The following is a 15,978-nucleotide window of genomic DNA, read 5'->3' as shown; positions in this document are numbered from 1 at the left end:
TTTTACTATTCTTCGCTCGTCATGAGAAACATGGCGATAAAACGACCCAGTTCCAGCACGGCTACCAGAGCGGCTGCAACGTACGTTAATGCAGCAGCATCGAGCACTTTTTTCGTTTCTCGCTCTTCATTGTTGCTGATAATACCAGTTGCAACGATCTGATTCATCGCGCGGCTGCTCGCATTGAATTCCACCGGAAGGGTGACAACCTGGAACAGAACAGCGGCCGAGAAAAACACGATGCCGGCCAAAAACATGCCGGTCGACTGCAGTAAAATACCGGCAAGGATTAAAAAGAAGGAAAGGTTGGAGCCAGTCGAAGCCACTGGAGCCAGTGAGGAACGGAATCGTAAAAACGCATAGTTTTCCGCATCCTGAATCGCGTGCCCCACCTCGTGGGAAGCGATCGCCTGCGCCGCTACTGTCGAATTGTAATAGTTATCCTCCGACAAGCGGACGACTTTTTTCGATGGATCATAATGATCCGTTAATTTTCCTTTAGTTGGCTCTACGCGTACGTTATAGATGCCGTTTTCCTCCAGGATTTTCTTTGCCACAGAGGCACCTGTCATCCCGGACGAATTGCTTACATTCGAATATTTTTTGTATGCTTTTTTCACTTTGGACTGTGCCCAAAGCGGAATGAGGATAAGCGCTGCTAAATATAACAGAAGCATTCCCATTTTTTCTCATCCCTCCATTTATATATACTTATATTGTATGCAGACGGGGGTATAATGTCAAAGATTCCGCTCTATTCCTCCATGAGCCGAAGCTCTGTCCGGCCGGGTCTGAGTCTCCACCAGAGCAGAACCCCCGCAGAAATAATACTCAGCCAGAACGTCCCGTAGCCTATCAGGGAAATATACGGCTCAAGCGACGCTGAGACCCAGGGATACATTCCAAAAACGTAGTCAATCACATCATTATGTAATGTCCATACCGCTGCTGCTCCTATATGCCAAAGCTTCACCCGGTAGTAAGGCAGATACAAAAAAGCCTGCAGTGCCATGCCGGCGTGAGAGGCAATAAGCATGTAGTGCTGCCAGCTGAGTGTCTCTCCGGCCACGCCGGAAAACACGTTCATCCCTACCGCCCAAAGCCCGTACTTTACAAGCGTTATAAAAGCGAATGCTTCCGCCAGTCCGCTCCTCCTGCCGATAATGTACAGCCCGAGAACGATCGTAAAAACCAGGCTTGCCGTCGGACTGTCCGGGACGAAGGGCAGAAACACAGCCGGCGTCTGCTGCAGCTGCTGACCGTACCAAATGTAGCCGTAGATAGTGCCGAGCGCGTTAATGATAAAAAGAGGGATTAACACGTAAGGTGTTCCAAACCATCCAAGTAGCTGTTTCACGATATCATCCGCCTCGTTCAATATGTAGGAAAAGACACCAGATTCGTGTCTTTATTCACTCATGCGAAGGTCTTCAAGCAAAAGCTGAAGCTCTGTATTGTCCGGCTGCAGGGCTGAAGCCTGCTCCAGGTGCTTCAGCGCATTCTCCCGGTAGCCGAGTTCAAGCAGCAGACGACCGTACTCTTCAAGGAATACTTCGTTTTCCTGATATACGCTGTACACTTCTTCATATTTTTCTTTCGCTTCGGCGGGTTCGTCCTGGAGGTTTTTAGCGCGGGCATAATACCACTGAAAACGCACATCCGGCTCTCCCATTTCGTATAAATGATCAATCAGGTCAATCATCGCCTCCGGCTCTTCCTGCTCCATCCACATGCTGAGAAGCGCATTCGCTGCTTCAAGATGTGCCGGATTTAAAGCAAGTGCCTCCTTGAGATGTTTTTCTCCTTCTTCTTCATTGCCAAGCGCCATATACAGCTTTCCGGCCTCAGTATATAAATTTTCATTGTATTCATCTTCTTTAATGCCAGCCTTTGCTGCTTCCAGAGCTTTTTCATGGTCTTCGAGCCCTTCGTAGCTTCGCACGAGATATGGATAGAGTGCCACAAAATCTTTATCCATGTTGCGGAGCTCTTCGAATTTCTCTGCAGCCAGCTGATAATCGCTGACCTGAAGCGCCGTATAGCCGTATCCAAACAGAGCGTGAAGCTCAGTATGTTCTTTCAGTCCAGCCTCGTAGTAACTCAGCGCATCCTCAAACGAACCGGTCACGCTGTATGCTTCAGCGAGACGAAGGCTCAGGCTGCCATCCGGAAACTTAAACCCGGCGCCTTCAGCCTGCTTCAAATAAGGAATGCTTTTAGCGTAGTCCCCCCGGGATAAATAGTAATCTCCAACGGCGGCAAGCAGCACCGGCTCTTCAGGACTCAGCTTCAGGGCATCGAGCAGCTTTTGCTCCGCTACTTCATCGAGCCCCTGCATCTGGTACAAATCAGCTAGCAGCAGCTGCGCCCGCAGATATTCTTCGTCTGACTCCTTCACCTCGAGCAGCCATTCAATCGCTTCATCTTCATCGTCCATATCAATCGCATTCTCGGCTGCTGTCGTCAGCAGTGCCCCCTCATCGGGATAGCGTCCGAGCAGGTCTTCAATCAGCGGCTGGGCCTTATCTGAGCGGCCCAGCTCCTGATACATTTCCACTATATCGTATTTTTCCTGATCGTTCGCAGAGTGGCTGTATTTCTCCATCTCTTCGAGCCCTTTTTCCGTATCGCCGTTTCTTATCGTTTCGAGGATCGTTTCTAAATTCACGCCGTCAACAACCTTTCTTCCAGGTAAATCTCGTTTAGCACTGTGTAATTATAGCAAACATTGCCCGCTGTGACGAACAGAAAACCTCCCCTCGCCCATTATGATAACGTTTACAAAAACAAAAAAAACACCTGATGTCTACTCATCAGGTGTGCCGCCACATCGGCTAGTTTTAAGATAAAGAGTATGGATAGGAGTGGAGAGAAACCATACGCTAATATTAGTATAACGTAATTGTAAGCGTTGTCAATGCTTCTCTCCTATTTTTCATTCTTTTTTTCCGTTAACCGATGTAGGATTCATAATCGTGCTTTTCGAGCTGCTGCATGCCGGCCCGCCGGTCTTCTTCCGTACGGAAGGTCAGCTGCAGCACGCCCATGATGTCCTCTCTCGTTTCAAGGATCCGTATATTAATAATACTGATGCCGGTACGTCCAAGAATTCCGGTTACGTCCGAGATAACGCCGGGGTGGTCCGGCACATCGACAAACAGATCATAAATGGATGGTATGGCTCCCTGCTTTTTTGCAGGCAGACCGTCACGATAAGATTTTGCATGCTCAAAAAACTGATATATCTGCTCTTTATCCCCCGCAGCAAGCATTTGTTCAATGGCACTCATCTGCTGCTTCCAGTCTTCCATCAGCTGCCGCATCACGTCATTGTTTTTCAGAAGAATATCGGTCCACATTTCCGGACTGGCTGAAGCGATTCTCGTAATATCCCGGAACCCGCCGGCTGCAAGCTTTGTCACCCAGGCCTGTTCGTCCTCCATTCCCTTCACCTGATGCACGAGTGCCGATGCTACGATATGCGGAAAATGGCTGATGACGCCCGTCAGCAGATCATGCTGCTCATAGGAAAGCTCTATAAACTTTGCCTGCGTGCCCTGAAGCCAATCTTTGATTTCACCAATTTTTTCAGAGGACCCAGGACCATTTGGCACCAGCACGTAGTAGGCGTTTTCAAACAGACGGACCCGGGCGGCATGGACACCGCTTTTATGTGATCCGGCCATTGGGTGGCCCCCGATAAAATGAACGTTCTTTTCTGCAAGAACGTCTGCCTGCTCGCAGATCGATGTTTTTGTGCTTCCGACATCAGTAATGATGGCCCCGGGCTTTAGAGACATTCCGGCGAGCTGCACGAGCAATTTCTCCGTGGTGGCAACCGGAGTGGCAAGCACCACCAGGTCTGCTTCCTTTACAGCCTTTTCCAGGTCCGGAATTGCCTCGTCAATAACACTCAAGGATACCGCGAGCTTTGTCTGGGCTTTATCTACATCTGTTCCTGTAATATAAACACCGGGATGTTCCTGTTTGATGGCGAGGGCAATTGACCCTCCGATCAGTCCCAGCCCGATAACTGCTGCTTTTTTCTGCATCTGTTTCCCTCCAGGCCTCTCTTTGTTTCCATACATAAAAACACCCGGCCCCGAGCGGAGCCGGATTCCAGGTGTTGTCCGCTAAAGCCTGGCCTGCTGATGTTCAAGCACTTCACTCAGCGTCTGGCGGAAAGCTTCGTTCTGCTCTTCGGTCCCTATCGTTACACGGATCGATTCCGGATAGCCGAGGGCTTCTCCTGAACGGATGATAATTCCCTTTTTCAGCATTTCGTCAAAAACTACGCTTCCCGCAACTCCTGTATGAATCAGCAGAAAATTGGTCTGGGAAGGCACATAGTCCAGTCCGTGCTCTTCGCAGAAAAACGTCATTTTATCGAGTTCGGTTTTATTTTCCTCCCGGCACTTTTCAATAAAGGTGCGGTCCTTCAAGGCGGCCGTTGCCGCCCGCTGGGCCACAGCTGTCACGTTGAACGGGGGCCGGACCGGATCCAGGGACTGAATCAGTTCTTCGTGGCTCACGCCATAGCCAACCCGGAGTGATGCCAGGCCGTAAGCTTTTGAAAAGGTACGCAAAAGAAGAAGGTTCGGGTATTCCTGCAGCAGCTTCAGCGTATCCGGATAATCGTTTGCGGTCACATATTCAATGTAAGCTTCATCCGAAACAACCAGTACGTTTTCCGGCACCCGGTCAAGGAATGCCACAAACGCTTCATCATTAATATAGGCTCCGGACGGATTGTTCGGATTACATACCCAGACAATACGTGTCTGTTCATCAATCGCTTCAAGCATAGCTTCCAGCTGATGTTCCCCGTCCACTGCCGGAATTTCACGGATTTCTGCTCCTTCAATGGCTGCATTATGCTTGTACTGCGAAAAGGAAGGTACTGCCATAACGGTATTTGTGTCCGGGCCTAGCATGGCCCGGCAGAGCATTAAAATAACTTCATCGGAGCCGGCTCCAAACAGCAGCTGTTTTTCTCCAACATTCAGCTCTTCGGCCACTGCCTGACGCAGCTCAGTTGCATAACCATCCGGATAAATTTCCGGATCGGCGGCCGCTTCCTCGATTGCCTGTTTAGCCTGTGGCGGAGCACCGTATGGATTTTCATTGGAAGCCATTTTATGGACGGTAGTCAGTCCGAGCTCCCGTTTCACTTCTTCAATTGGTTTCCCCGGCTGGTAAGGCGTCATGCCTTTGATTTGTTTTTTAATATACAACTTTGTCACCTCGTCTTTGTATGCTGATTACTATCTTACGACGAAATTAGCTCGGAGACAAAGGTTTTAATTTCGTTCAGCGCCTGCTCGCGCTCTGTTTTTTCGGCCGAAACGAGTGCCTCCTGCTGTTCTTCGACGATTTTCATAATCGCACTGCCGACGACAACGCCGTCGCTCACACCGTCAAGCAGCTCCACCTGCCGGCGGTTGGATATGCCAAAGCCGACAGCAACCGGCACCGTGCTTGCTTCTTTCACTTTGCGGATAAACGCATAGGCTTCGTCCGGGAAGGCATCCCTCGTACCAGTTACGCCAAGACTTGAAACGCAGTACAGAAAACCCTGGGCCTGGGAGGCAATTTTTTCAATGCGGTGGGCAGATGTCGGTGCCACGAGTGAAATGACCGACAGTTCCTTCTCCCTGGCAAGCTCACTGATAAAACTGCTCTCTTCCATGGGAAGATCCGGAATCAGCACCCCGTTTGCCCCGGCAGATGCCGCTTCTTTGACAAACGTCTCTTCTCCCATGCGCAGCACCGGATTCACATAGGAAAACACGACCACCGGAATTGTCAGTCCACGTTCTCTCATCGTCCGAATCATGCGCAGAGCCCCTTTCAGGCTCATACCACCTTTAAGGGCGCGTTGGGCTGAACGCTGCAGCAGAGGACCGTCAGCCAGTGGATCAGAATACGGGATGCCGAGCTCTAAAATGTGGGCGCCTGCCTCCTGAAGCGAAAGAGCAATCGAAATCGTCGCTTCTTCATGCGGGTCCCCTGCCATAATAAATGGCACGAACAGAGGGTATGGAGCCTGCGCTGCCGCTTCTTCTACTGTTAGCATATTTGTTGCTTTATTCATCACTGCTCTCCCCTTCCATACGACGGCGGATCGTTTCAACGTCTTTATCTCCACGACCCGAGAGGCAGATAACGATTCGTTCACTTCTGTCCATCTGTTTGGCTTTTTCAAACGCCAGGTAAAGGGCATGGGAGGTTTCAATCGCCGGAAGAATGCCTTCTTTCTTTGTTAAGAGCGAAAGTGCTTCCAGGGATTCTTCGTCTGTCACACCCGTGTATTCCACGCGGCCGCTTTCAGCCAGATGGGCGTGCTCCGGTCCAATGCCCGGATAATCCAGTCCAGCGGAAATGGAATACGGCTCAATAATCTGTCCGTTCTCATCCTGGATTAAATACGTCAGCGACCCGTGGATCACCCCGCGGGTGCCTTTCGTAATGGTTGCTGCGTGCATAGCTGTATGCACGCCCATGCCGGCAGCCTCCGCGCCATAAAGCTTTACGTCGTCTTCAAGAAACGGATAAAACATGCCAATCGCATTGCTTCCGCCTCCCACGCATGCTGCAATCGCATCCGGAAGAGCCCCGCACCGCGTCTGCATCTGCCGTTTGGTTTCATCTCCAATAATCCGCTGATAGTTCCGGACAATCATTGGATAAGGATGCGGGCCAACGACCGAACCGATCAGATAAAACGTATCTTCCACGTTTGTTACCCAGTAGCGGATGGCTTCATTGGTGGCGTCCTTTAAAGTTTTGTTTCCGGACGAGGCCGGCAGCACTTCCGCTCCCAGCAGCTCCATACGGAAAACATTCAGTTCCTGCCGTTCCATATCCTCTTCGCCCATAAACACCTTGCACTCCAGCCCAAACTTAGCACAGACGGTCGCTGTCGCCACACCGTGCTGGCCGGCGCCTGTTTCTGCAACAATTTTTGATTTCCCCATCCGTCTGGCCAGAAGTACCTGGCCGATGGCATTATTTAATTTATGGGCACCGGTATGAAGCAGGTCCTCCCGCTTCAAATAAATTTCCGCTCCACCCAGATGCTCCGTCAGGTGGCCCGCGAACGTCAGCGGGGTTTCCCTGCCGGCATATTCACGCAGAATGTCCTGGTACTCCTCGTGAAAGGATTCATCCTCCCAGGCCGCATTAAATGCTTCTTCAAGTTCCTCCAGTGCATACATGAGCGTTTCCGGCACATACTTTCCGCCGTAATCCCCGTACCGTCCGTGTTCATCGGGATATATCTGCTGCATAGCTATTCAACCTCTTCTCTAATTGTTCTAATAAGCCGGCATCCTTTACTCCGTCTTTTTCGAGTCCGCTGGAAATATCAATGCCCGCCGGATGATAAGCAAGTAGGTCTTCAACATTTTCCGGGCGGACTCCTCCTGCAATAAATAACGGAAGTCGATGGGCTTTTCCGGCTTTAATATAGCCGGGCACGTGCTCCCAGGCGAAGGATTCGCCTGAGCCTCCAAACCGGCCATCGACTTTGGCGTCGATGATAAAACCATCAACGTAATCCGCATAGGCATCGATCTGCTGATGAGTGTATTCTCCATGCGGCAGGGCTTTCCAAACATCCTTCCCTGTACGGTGGCGGATCACCGCCGCTTCTTCCGGCGGTTCCTCGCCGTGCAGCTGAATCACGTCCGCCTGTATTTCTTCAACGGTCGCAATCACTTTTCGCACCGGTGCATTCACAAATAGGGCTGTTATCTTTTTACCGTGCAGCGGATGAGTCTGCAGCCATTCGCGAACGGCTCCCGGCTCTACCTCCCGTTTCCCCGGGGCAAATACAAACCCTGCAAAAGCGGCAGAGGAAGAAGCTGCAAGCCGCACATCATTTTCGGAATGCAGGCCGCACATTTTAAACATCGGCGTCTGTGGAGGCATGGTCGCTCACTCCCCGCAGTTTTAGTAACGCTTCACGTACATCCGGCTGTCTCATAAGTGATTCTCCGACGAGCGCCGCTTCTGCCCCGAGCAGCTGTACATAATCGAGGTCTTCGTTTGTACGGATACCGCTTTCGCTCACAAGCACACTGCCTTCCGGTATGAACGAAGCTGCTTTTCCTGTCTGCCCGAGTTCTGTATGGAACGTATGGAGATCACGGTTATTAATACCGATAATTTCCGGCGTAAACTGATGGAGAAGTTCGTGCAGTTTTTCAGGCGAATGTGCTTCTACAAGCACCTCCATCCCGAGCTCGTAGGCCTGCTGGTATAATTCGTGCAGCTTTTCCGGGGCAATGGCCTCTGCGATCAGTAAAATAGCATCTGCCCCCATCGCCGCACTTTCCTCCACCTGTCTGGCATCGATAATAAAGTCCTTTCGCAGTACAGGCAGAGCGGAGATTTTTTTGACCGCTGTCAGATAGCTGCCGCTCCCCTGGAAATACGTTTCATCCGTCAGCACCGATAGAGCAGCGGCGCCTCCCCGTTCATAGCCAAGAGCGATGGCTTCCGGATCAAAATCACTCCGTATCAGCCCTTTGGAGGGCGAAGCTTTTTTGACTTCCGCAATAATCTGTACGTTCGGCGGATCTTGCTGCAGTGCTTTTTTCAGCGAATAAAAAGGCACGTCCGGACGCTCGCCCACCGTAATCCGGGAAAGTTCTTCCTGTTTAGTTTGCAATATTTTTTCAAGCATACGTTGAATTAACCTCATTTCCCCGCAGGCGCTGCAGCTGCTGTTCGGCTTTGCCTCCGCGGATGACTTCTTCCGCAAGCTGCACGCCGTCTGCGATTGTTTCTGCACGGCCGGCAGCGTAAAATGCAGCACCCATGTTTAATAGTAAAATGTCTTTTGCAGCACCGGTTTCTGAGCCGTTAAAAATATTTTCGATCAGCACTGCGCTTTCTTCTGCTGTTTCCACCTGCACCTCTTCGACGGGAGACCTCTTCAGCCCTGCCTCTTCAGGTGTAATTTCATATTTCATAATTTCACCATTCCGAAGCTCCGTAATGTACGTACTGTCTGAAATCGTCATTTCATCAAGTCCGTCTCTGCCGGTAACAAATAAAGCCCTGCTTGCACCCAGGTTTTTCAGTACGTAGGCCATCTTCTCCCCGTATTCCCGGTCAAACACACCGACCACCTGAATATCAGCGTTTGCCGGATTTGTTAACGGACCGAGCACGTTAAAGATTGTACGAAAACCCAGTTCTTTTCTCGGGGTGACTGCATGCTTCATCGCTACGTGGTACAGCGGGGCAAACAGAAAGGCCAGCCCTTTTTCCTGCAGGGCTTTTACCGCCTCATCAGGTCCTGACTGTACGGGCACCTGCAGTGTTTCAAGCACATCGGCGCTGCCGCTTTTGGATGATACCGAGCGGTTGCCGTGCTTAGCCACTTTAATACCCGCTCCGCTTAACGCAATCGCAGAGGCGGTGGAAATATTGTACGTTGAACTTACGTCGCCGCCAGTGCCGCAAGTATCGAGAAGAGAAGGCTCCTCATGCTCTAAAGACAGCGCGTGGCGGCGCATACTGCGGACAAAGCCGGTCAGCTCTTCCACCGTTTCGCCCCGAAACCGCATAATGGTAATAAGGCCGGCAATCTGGCTCGGCGTAGCCTCTCCCTGCATAATAAAGTCCATTGCCTGTTCTGCTTCCTGTTCTTTCAGTGTATGCCCCTCAATACATTTATTCAACAGTGCCTTAAGCATGAATATTCTCTCCCTTCTCATCGGTGAACATTGCCTCGGCAGCGGCTACTGTACGAAGAAGAGCTGCTGCTTTATTCTGCGTTTCTTCGTATTCCGATGCCGGGTCCGAATCGGCAACGATACCGGCACCGGCCTGGACCTTTGCCGTCTGATTTTCCACAAGCATAGTCCGGATGGCAATACAGGAGTCAATGTTGCCGTCAAAGCCCATATAGCAGACAGCCCCGGCATACATACCGCGCCTTGTCGGCTCGAGCTCCTTTAAAATTTCCATCGCACGGATTTTCGGCGCTCCGGAAACGGTTCCGGCCGGGAAAGCGGACTGAAGAGCCGCAACCGGGGAAACAAACGGGGAAAGTCTTCCTGTCACTTTGGAAATAATATGCATGACGTGTGAGAAGCGGACTGTTTCAAGCAGCACCGGCGTTTCCACCGTGCCGTAGGAAGCAATCCGGCCAACATCATTTCTGGCCAGGTCAACGAGCATAAAGTGTTCCGCCCGCTCTTTTTCATCGGCAAGCAGCTCTTCTTCGAGTGCTTTATCTTCTGTGTCAGTCTTTCCCCGCTTGCGGGTCCCGGCAATCGGATGAATTTCCACGTGGCCGTCGAGCACCTGCACGAGTCGTTCCGGAGAACTTCCTACCACTTCTGTTTCCCCGAGACGCAGATAAAACAAATACGGCGACGGGTTGATCATGCGGAGCACCCGGTAAAGGTCAAAGCCGCTTACCGTTGTCGGAAGCTCAAAGCGCTGGGATAGCACTGTTTGAAATACATCTCCGGCTACAATATATTCTTTAATTTTCTCCACTGCCTCCATGAAGTCTTCCTTCGAATAATTGGATTGAACCCGGCTGAAGTCCACTGCTGTGTTTTTTTCCAGTGGCGGATACATGGCGGAGCCGGAATTCCCGTTCTGCAAACTCTTTTGAAGCTTTCCCACTGTTGCCTTTGCTTCGTCAAAACGTTTCTCAGGCTCTTTATCTGTATGTTCATCGTAATAAATGATTGTCAGCTCTTTATTCGTCTGATCGAGCGCCATAATCGTGCGGCAGTACACAAAGTGTATACGTGATTCCGGGGCGCTCTCCGGGGCAAGCTTTGGCTCGAACAATTCCACGGCATCGTACGAGAGAGCCCCAACAGCTCCGCCTTTAAATGGGAGATCCACCTCCGGGAGCGAAGGATCAATATAGTCTGTCGCCTGCTGCATGCAGGCCTCCAGATCAGAAGCTGTAAGTATGAGGGTGCCGTCCGTTTTCTCGAGACGAAACTCCCCTCCCTGCTCTACAATCCGGTAGGAAGGATGAAGCCCGACAAACGAGTAACGGGACCACGGAGAGGCTTCGTCTTTACTTTCAAGCAGATATACCGCATCTTCCTGAAAGTGGCGAAACACATCAATGGGGGTGAGGGTGTCGGAAAAGTAATGCTCCATATAGGGAATTGTGCGGTGGAACGCACATTCGTCAGTGAATGCTTGCTTCGTTGTTTTGGTCACGGTTTTTCCTCCTTTGATCGGAAAAGCATGCCAGAACACGAGAAAAACCTCTCTGCGGACAGAGAGGCATGATAGAAGAGAACCCTGCCTATAACTTCGCAGGATTTTTTGGTTAAATGTATTGTCAGGTATCTTCTATTCTCTGCTATTCTGCCTCTGCTCTTCTAACTCTCTATGCTGCCTCCGATGGCAGCGCTCATCTATACCTTAACTGTCGATGCTCTAAACTTATACTTATCCTACTAGGAATCCTTTTGCTTTGTCAAACCCAGGTCCGGGCGAAGCGCCACCGCTTCGTTCAAAAAGATATGCTTCACATCTTTTGCAGGTACATTCACGTCCGCAGTCATCATTACGCGGATGCACCGCTCCAGGCTCCCGGGCACCGGGATTTCCTGTGCACACATTACCGGTACAAACTCCCAACCAGGAATCTCCCTCGCTGCTTTTGCCGGAAAAGCAGCGTTAAGATCAGAAGTGACCGTAAACCAAATATGCGAGACCTGGTCCGCGGTAATGTGATTTTCCGCAATCATCTCCTCAAGTACCCGGCCGGTTTCCTCCCAGATCTCTTCTGCGCGGTTTTGTTTTACCGTTGTTGCTCCCCGTACACCTCGTATCACTGTTGTCACCTGCCTATTTGTAATAGCGATCGAGCAGCTGCCTGATCGTGTTTTCTTCCACTTTTGCTGTCAGCGGTTTCCCCGGCTTCTCAAGCAGCACGTAATGGATATCCCCGTGGGAAGCTTTTTTATCTCTTTTCATCGATTCCACTAATGTGTCCGCCGAAAGCCCGCCCGGGGCGTCCACCGGATAACCCAGCGATTGGAGCCATGCTTTTTCTTTCTCCAGCTCCCAGTCGCCTGCGCTCTCGTTATTACTTACCGCAAGAGCAAACCACAGGCCGGCGGCCACTCCTTCTCCGTGAGTAATGCGTCCGTAGCCCATTTCTTTCTCCAGGGCGTGGCCAAGGGTGTGCCCAAGATTTAAAAAAGCCCGCACTCCCTGCTCGCGTTCGTCTTCTTCGACAATACGCGCTTTAACTTCAATCGACCGTTTAATCCACGAAGCAACCTCCGGTGACTTCATGTCCTCCACGCTCTGTACACGGGCTTTCAAATCCTGTAAAAAGGCCTCCCCGTCAAGGTAGGCGTGCTTGATCATTTCGGCAAAGCCGGAGCGCCACTCCGCGTCGGGCAGAGTATGCAGCGTCGCAGTATCATATATGACAGCCAGAGGCGGATGGAAAGCGCCGGCCAGATTTTTGCCTGCTTTCAGGTTAATACCCGTCTTTCCACCTACGCTGCTGTCCTGGGCAAGAAGAGTAGTCGGCAGTTGAATATAGTCTACACCCCGCATGTATCCGGCTGCCGCAAAGCCGGTCAAATCACCGGCCACTCCGCCGCCGAGCGCCACAAAGACCGCCTTCCTGTCCATTTCGTTTTCTGCCGCGAATTCCCACAGCCGGGAAAGCTCTTCCACCGATTTAGACTGCTCACCTGAAGGCATCACATAGGTGCTTACGGGCAGCAGCCTGGCGAGCTGGCCTTCTGTCTCTTCCCGGTAGAGAGTGTCCACGGCCTTGTCTACGACGAGGAGAAAGCGGCTCTTGCCTGCCGTAGTTTCCTTTAAAAGATCTGCAAGCTGATAGCGCAGTCCTTCACCGATTATGACCGGGTAACTTCTTTTCTCCGCCTGTATCTGAACAGTTTCCATTAGTTAAAAATCCTTGGCTTCCTGTACATACTCTTCAAAGTTCCGGCGGATACGGTCCACATTATCTGTACCGAACATATCCAAGAAGGAAACGGCTACTTCAAACGCCACAACGTTTTCCATTACAACCGAAGCAGCAGGCACTGCACAGCTGTCCGAGCGCTCAATGCTCGCTTTAAACGGTTCTTTGGAATCAATATCTACGCTTTGCAATGGCTTATAGAGGGTCGGAATCGGCTTCATCACGCCCTGGATAACTACCGGCATACCGTTGGTCATCCCGCCTTCAAATCCGCCAAGGTTGTTGGTGCTCCGGTAATAGCCGTTCTTTTCGTCCCAGACAATTTCATCATGCACCTGGCTTCCCGGCCGGTTTGCCGCTTCAAAGCCGATACCTACTTCAGCCCCTTTAAAAGCGTTAATGCTTGCAACCGCACCGACGATTTTGCCGTCAAGCTTGTGATCATACTGCACGTGACTGCCGAGACCCACCGGCAGGCCTTCCACTACGGTCTGTACGACGCCGCCGATCGAATCGCCATCTGCCTTCGCCTTGTCGATCGCTTCCATCATTTGTTTTTCCGCCTCTGGATCAAGACAGCGGACCGGAGAGGCTTCTGATTTTTCCTGAAGCTCCTGCATGGAGGAATAAGACGTCTCTGCTGAATGGATACCGCCTATCGTAAGAACCTGGCCGCCTACTTCTATTCCGAAGGTTTTGAGAACTTTTTTCGCAAGCGCCCCTGCCATTACCCGCGCAGTTGTTTCTCTTGCCGAGGAACGCTCGAGCACGTTTCTCATGTCCCGGTGCCCGTATTTAATAGCCCCGTTCAGGTCTGCATGCCCGGGACGGGGACGTGTAATTTTCCGCTTCACTTTTTCCGCTTCCTCTTCGGAGAGCGGTTCGGTGCCCATAATCTTTTCCCAGTGCACGAAATCGTCATTTTCGACGACCATCGTAATCGGCGCTCCGGTAGTTTTTCCGTGCCGGACCCCGCTTAAAAACTTAACTTTATCTTTTTCAATCTGCATTCTGCGGCCCCGGCCATATCCGCCCTGGCGTCTGGCAAGCTCCTGGTTGATATCTTCTTCAAGAAGCTCCATCTGCGCCGGGACTCCCTCAACTATCGTTGTCTGCTGTGGTCCATGTGATTCTCCTGCGGTTAAAAATCTCATATGCGTCTTCTCTCCCCTTTGCTCCATACGTATCTCTTTAGTGCTTTTATGCAGTAAATGATAACATAATCCTCTATTTAGTGAAACTGCCAGCTTTCATCTTCCTGAAAAGCTTAGCTTTTTCGGTAAAAAAAAGTTCCGGCCGGCTCGAACTTATACTTTTCCGGATGAAACATCTGCTCCGTGCTTCCGACAAACAGTACGCCCCCCGGGCGCAGCGCACTGTAAAACTGCTGGTAAATATAATCCTTAGCTTCTTCTGTAAAATAGATCATCACATTTCTGCAAATGATAACATCTACATCCCCCACCGGTTTGTCCGCAAGCAGATTCTGCTTTTTAAAGCGAATATCCCGGGCAGCCGCTTTTGTATCAAACTGGTAGGCCGGCGGACTCGCTTCAAAATATTTCTGCAGATACGCCGGTGGCACGTTTTCTACGGCCCGGCTCGAATAGATACCCATCTGCGCCTTTTCAAGAATACTGGTGTCAATATCTGTCGCCGTAATGGAAAAGGAAACCCCCGGAAATGCTTCTTTCATCATCATCCAGAGCGAGTATGGTTCTTCACCTGTAGAACACGCTGCAGACCATATGTGCAGATTGCTGCGTTTGTTAAGTATTTCGGGAAGAACCGATGTCTGCAGCACCTCCCACCGGGAAGGATTACGAAAAAACTCGGAAACATTGATAGTCATCCGCTCAAGTATTTCCTTCAAAAGCGCTTCGTCTTTTTGAAGCCCCCGGTCAAATAAATCTGTAAACGAATGAAAACCTTTTTTCTGTAAAAAGGACAGCAGCCGCCGCTTCATCTGCGCCTCTTTGTATAAGTGCAGATCCAGGCCGGTCAGATCCTTCATCTTTTGCACGAATAGACCGTAATCATCATTCATTGGATTTTCCACTGCTGTATGTTGTCTGCTTGTCATAGTATCCCCACTTTGCTGAGTATTATTATATCACGGCGGCCCTGTTTCTTCAGGTTCCGCCCAAAGATCTTTTTCATTATATCGACCAGCAGAAAGGGAATTTTCACTTGATCAACAGGTGGAAGGCGTATCCTGACTAATTATAAAAAAAGCGGCCCCCTGAAGGGACACGCTTTAGATTAATATCTTTTCGCCCGTTTTTCCGCTTTGGCATCCGCCACAACGAAGCAGGCGTGGATGGATGCCGGCACCCAGAAAAGCAGGAGCAGCAGAAAATTGATAAATGCCTGAAACGGCCGGCCGACGAGCAGAACCGCTACCGGCGGCAAAAGTATTGCAAGTAAATACATCATTAGTTATCACCCTTATCTTGAATTGTCTATAAGAGTGTATTCCCAAAAGCGTACCAGCTTAATCTTATTTTACAGCCAGGCATCAATGGAACGTTCATAGTCGAGCACTTCTTCCGGTTCAAAAAACAAACCAATCTCCCGATCTGCGCTCTCGAGGGAATCTGAGCCGTGGATAACGTTTTTCTCCTTCACATGGCCATAATCGCCGCGGATCGTTCCTGCCGGTGCTTCTTTTGGATCAGTTTTCCCAATCAGCAGCCGGGAAATATGTATGGCGTCCTGGCCTTCGAGCACTAAGGCAAACACTGGGCCCGACGTAATAAAACCAACCAGATCATTGAAAAAAGGTTTTTCTTTATGTTCTTCGTAATGCTTTTGGGCCAATTCAGGTGAAATGTGCATAAATTTACCGGCGGCGATTTTCAGTCCTTTTTCTTCAAAACGCTGAACAATTCTGCCAACCAGCCCGCGCTGGACTCCGTCCGGCTTTACCATTACAAACGTGCGTTCACTTGTCATATTTCTTCCCCCATCCATTACTATTTACCAGAATTAGTATAGCAAAAGTTGAAAGCGTTAGCAATTACCGCCTGAAC

General features: G+C 50.6%; 17 protein-coding genes. All 17 read right to left on the bottom strand.

Annotated elements, in window-relative coordinates; translation table 11 throughout:
- Positions 1-5: 5 nt before the first annotated feature.
- Positions 6-683, bottom strand: coding sequence for a zinc metallopeptidase (locus ACTRXH_RS07395; protein WP_322525130.1), 678 nt, complete (start codon positions 681-683; stop codon positions 6-8).
- A gap of 71 nt (positions 684-754) precedes the next feature.
- Entirely contained in the window at positions 755-1,357 is a 603-nt protein-coding gene (locus ACTRXH_RS07390) for a DUF1405 domain-containing protein (RefSeq protein WP_474281429.1), read from the bottom strand.
- Positions 1,358-1,408: 51 nt separating this feature from the next.
- The gene (locus ACTRXH_RS07385; protein WP_474262129.1) at positions 1,409-2,668 is read right to left on the bottom strand and encodes a tetratricopeptide repeat protein; all 1,260 of its coding nucleotides are present in this window, start codon (positions 2,666-2,668) and stop codon (positions 1,409-1,411) included.
- A gap of 283 nt (positions 2,669-2,951) precedes the next feature.
- Positions 2,952-4,052: a prephenate dehydrogenase gene (locus ACTRXH_RS07380; RefSeq protein ID WP_474281427.1), complete on the bottom strand. Its 1,101-nt coding sequence runs from the start codon at positions 4,050-4,052 to the stop codon at positions 2,952-2,954.
- 81 nt (positions 4,053-4,133) lie between these two features.
- Positions 4,134-5,234 carry a histidinol-phosphate transaminase gene (hisC, locus tag ACTRXH_RS07375; RefSeq protein ID WP_474281425.1) on the bottom strand — a complete coding sequence of 367 codons (1,101 nt, stop codon included), beginning with the start codon at positions 5,232-5,234 and terminating at the stop codon, positions 4,134-4,136.
- A gap of 35 nt (positions 5,235-5,269) precedes the next feature.
- Positions 5,270-6,094, bottom strand: coding sequence for a tryptophan synthase subunit alpha (gene trpA / locus ACTRXH_RS07370; protein ID WP_474281423.1), 825 nt, complete (start codon positions 6,092-6,094; stop codon positions 5,270-5,272).
- Complete coding sequence (gene trpB / locus ACTRXH_RS07365; RefSeq protein WP_474278955.1) at positions 6,087-7,289, bottom strand: tryptophan synthase subunit beta; 1,203 nt, start codon at positions 7,287-7,289, stop codon at positions 6,087-6,089. Before trpB ends, trpA begins: the two co-directional genes overlap by 8 nt.
- Positions 7,267-7,932 carry a phosphoribosylanthranilate isomerase gene (locus ACTRXH_RS07360; RefSeq protein WP_474278957.1) on the bottom strand — a complete coding sequence of 222 codons (666 nt, stop codon included), beginning with the start codon at positions 7,930-7,932 and terminating at the stop codon, positions 7,267-7,269. Before ACTRXH_RS07360 ends, trpB begins: the two co-directional genes overlap by 23 nt.
- Positions 7,907-8,689 (bottom strand): indole-3-glycerol phosphate synthase TrpC, encoded by a 783-nt coding sequence (gene trpC / locus ACTRXH_RS07355; protein ID WP_474281421.1) that lies wholly within the window; start codon positions 8,687-8,689, stop codon positions 7,907-7,909. Before trpC ends, ACTRXH_RS07360 begins: the two co-directional genes overlap by 26 nt.
- Positions 8,682-9,707 (bottom strand): anthranilate phosphoribosyltransferase, encoded by a 1,026-nt coding sequence (gene trpD / locus ACTRXH_RS07350; protein WP_474262137.1) that lies wholly within the window; start codon positions 9,705-9,707, stop codon positions 8,682-8,684. Before trpD ends, trpC begins: the two co-directional genes overlap by 8 nt.
- Positions 9,700-11,208: an anthranilate synthase component I gene (trpE, locus tag ACTRXH_RS07345; RefSeq protein ID WP_474278959.1), complete on the bottom strand. Its 1,509-nt coding sequence runs from the start codon at positions 11,206-11,208 to the stop codon at positions 9,700-9,702. The genes trpD and trpE overlap by 8 nt, the downstream gene beginning before the upstream one ends.
- A gap of 242 nt (positions 11,209-11,450) precedes the next feature.
- Positions 11,451-11,831, bottom strand: a complete 381-nt coding sequence (gene aroH / locus ACTRXH_RS07340; protein WP_474262139.1) for a chorismate mutase — start codon at positions 11,829-11,831, stop codon at positions 11,451-11,453.
- 13 nt (positions 11,832-11,844) lie between these two features.
- A complete protein-coding gene (aroB, locus tag ACTRXH_RS07335; RefSeq protein ID WP_474262140.1) occupies positions 11,845-12,924 on the bottom strand; it encodes a 3-dehydroquinate synthase in 1,080 nt (359 codons plus the stop codon).
- Between the two features lie 3 nt (positions 12,925-12,927).
- A complete protein-coding gene (aroC, locus tag ACTRXH_RS07330; protein WP_474278963.1) occupies positions 12,928-14,100 on the bottom strand; it encodes a chorismate synthase in 1,173 nt (390 codons plus the stop codon).
- A 113-nt stretch (positions 14,101-14,213) separates the two neighbouring features.
- On the bottom strand, positions 14,214-15,029 hold the full coding sequence (locus ACTRXH_RS07325; RefSeq protein ID WP_474281419.1) for a CheR family methyltransferase: 816 nt from the start codon (positions 15,027-15,029) through the stop codon (positions 14,214-14,216).
- Between the two features lie 179 nt (positions 15,030-15,208).
- The gene (locus ACTRXH_RS07320) at positions 15,209-15,382 is read right to left on the bottom strand and encodes a YqaE/Pmp3 family membrane protein (RefSeq protein WP_462866522.1); all 174 of its coding nucleotides are present in this window, start codon (positions 15,380-15,382) and stop codon (positions 15,209-15,211) included.
- A gap of 69 nt (positions 15,383-15,451) precedes the next feature.
- The gene (gene ndk / locus ACTRXH_RS07315) at positions 15,452-15,901 is read right to left on the bottom strand and encodes a nucleoside-diphosphate kinase (RefSeq protein ID WP_462866524.1); all 450 of its coding nucleotides are present in this window, start codon (positions 15,899-15,901) and stop codon (positions 15,452-15,454) included.
- Positions 15,902-15,978: the final 77 nt, after the last annotated feature.

This window comes from Marinococcus sp. LNHM5E3-2.1, assembly GCF_056034365.1.
The sequence above is the reverse complement of the archived record's forward strand: the minus strand, read 5'-3'. Positions and strand labels throughout refer to the sequence as shown.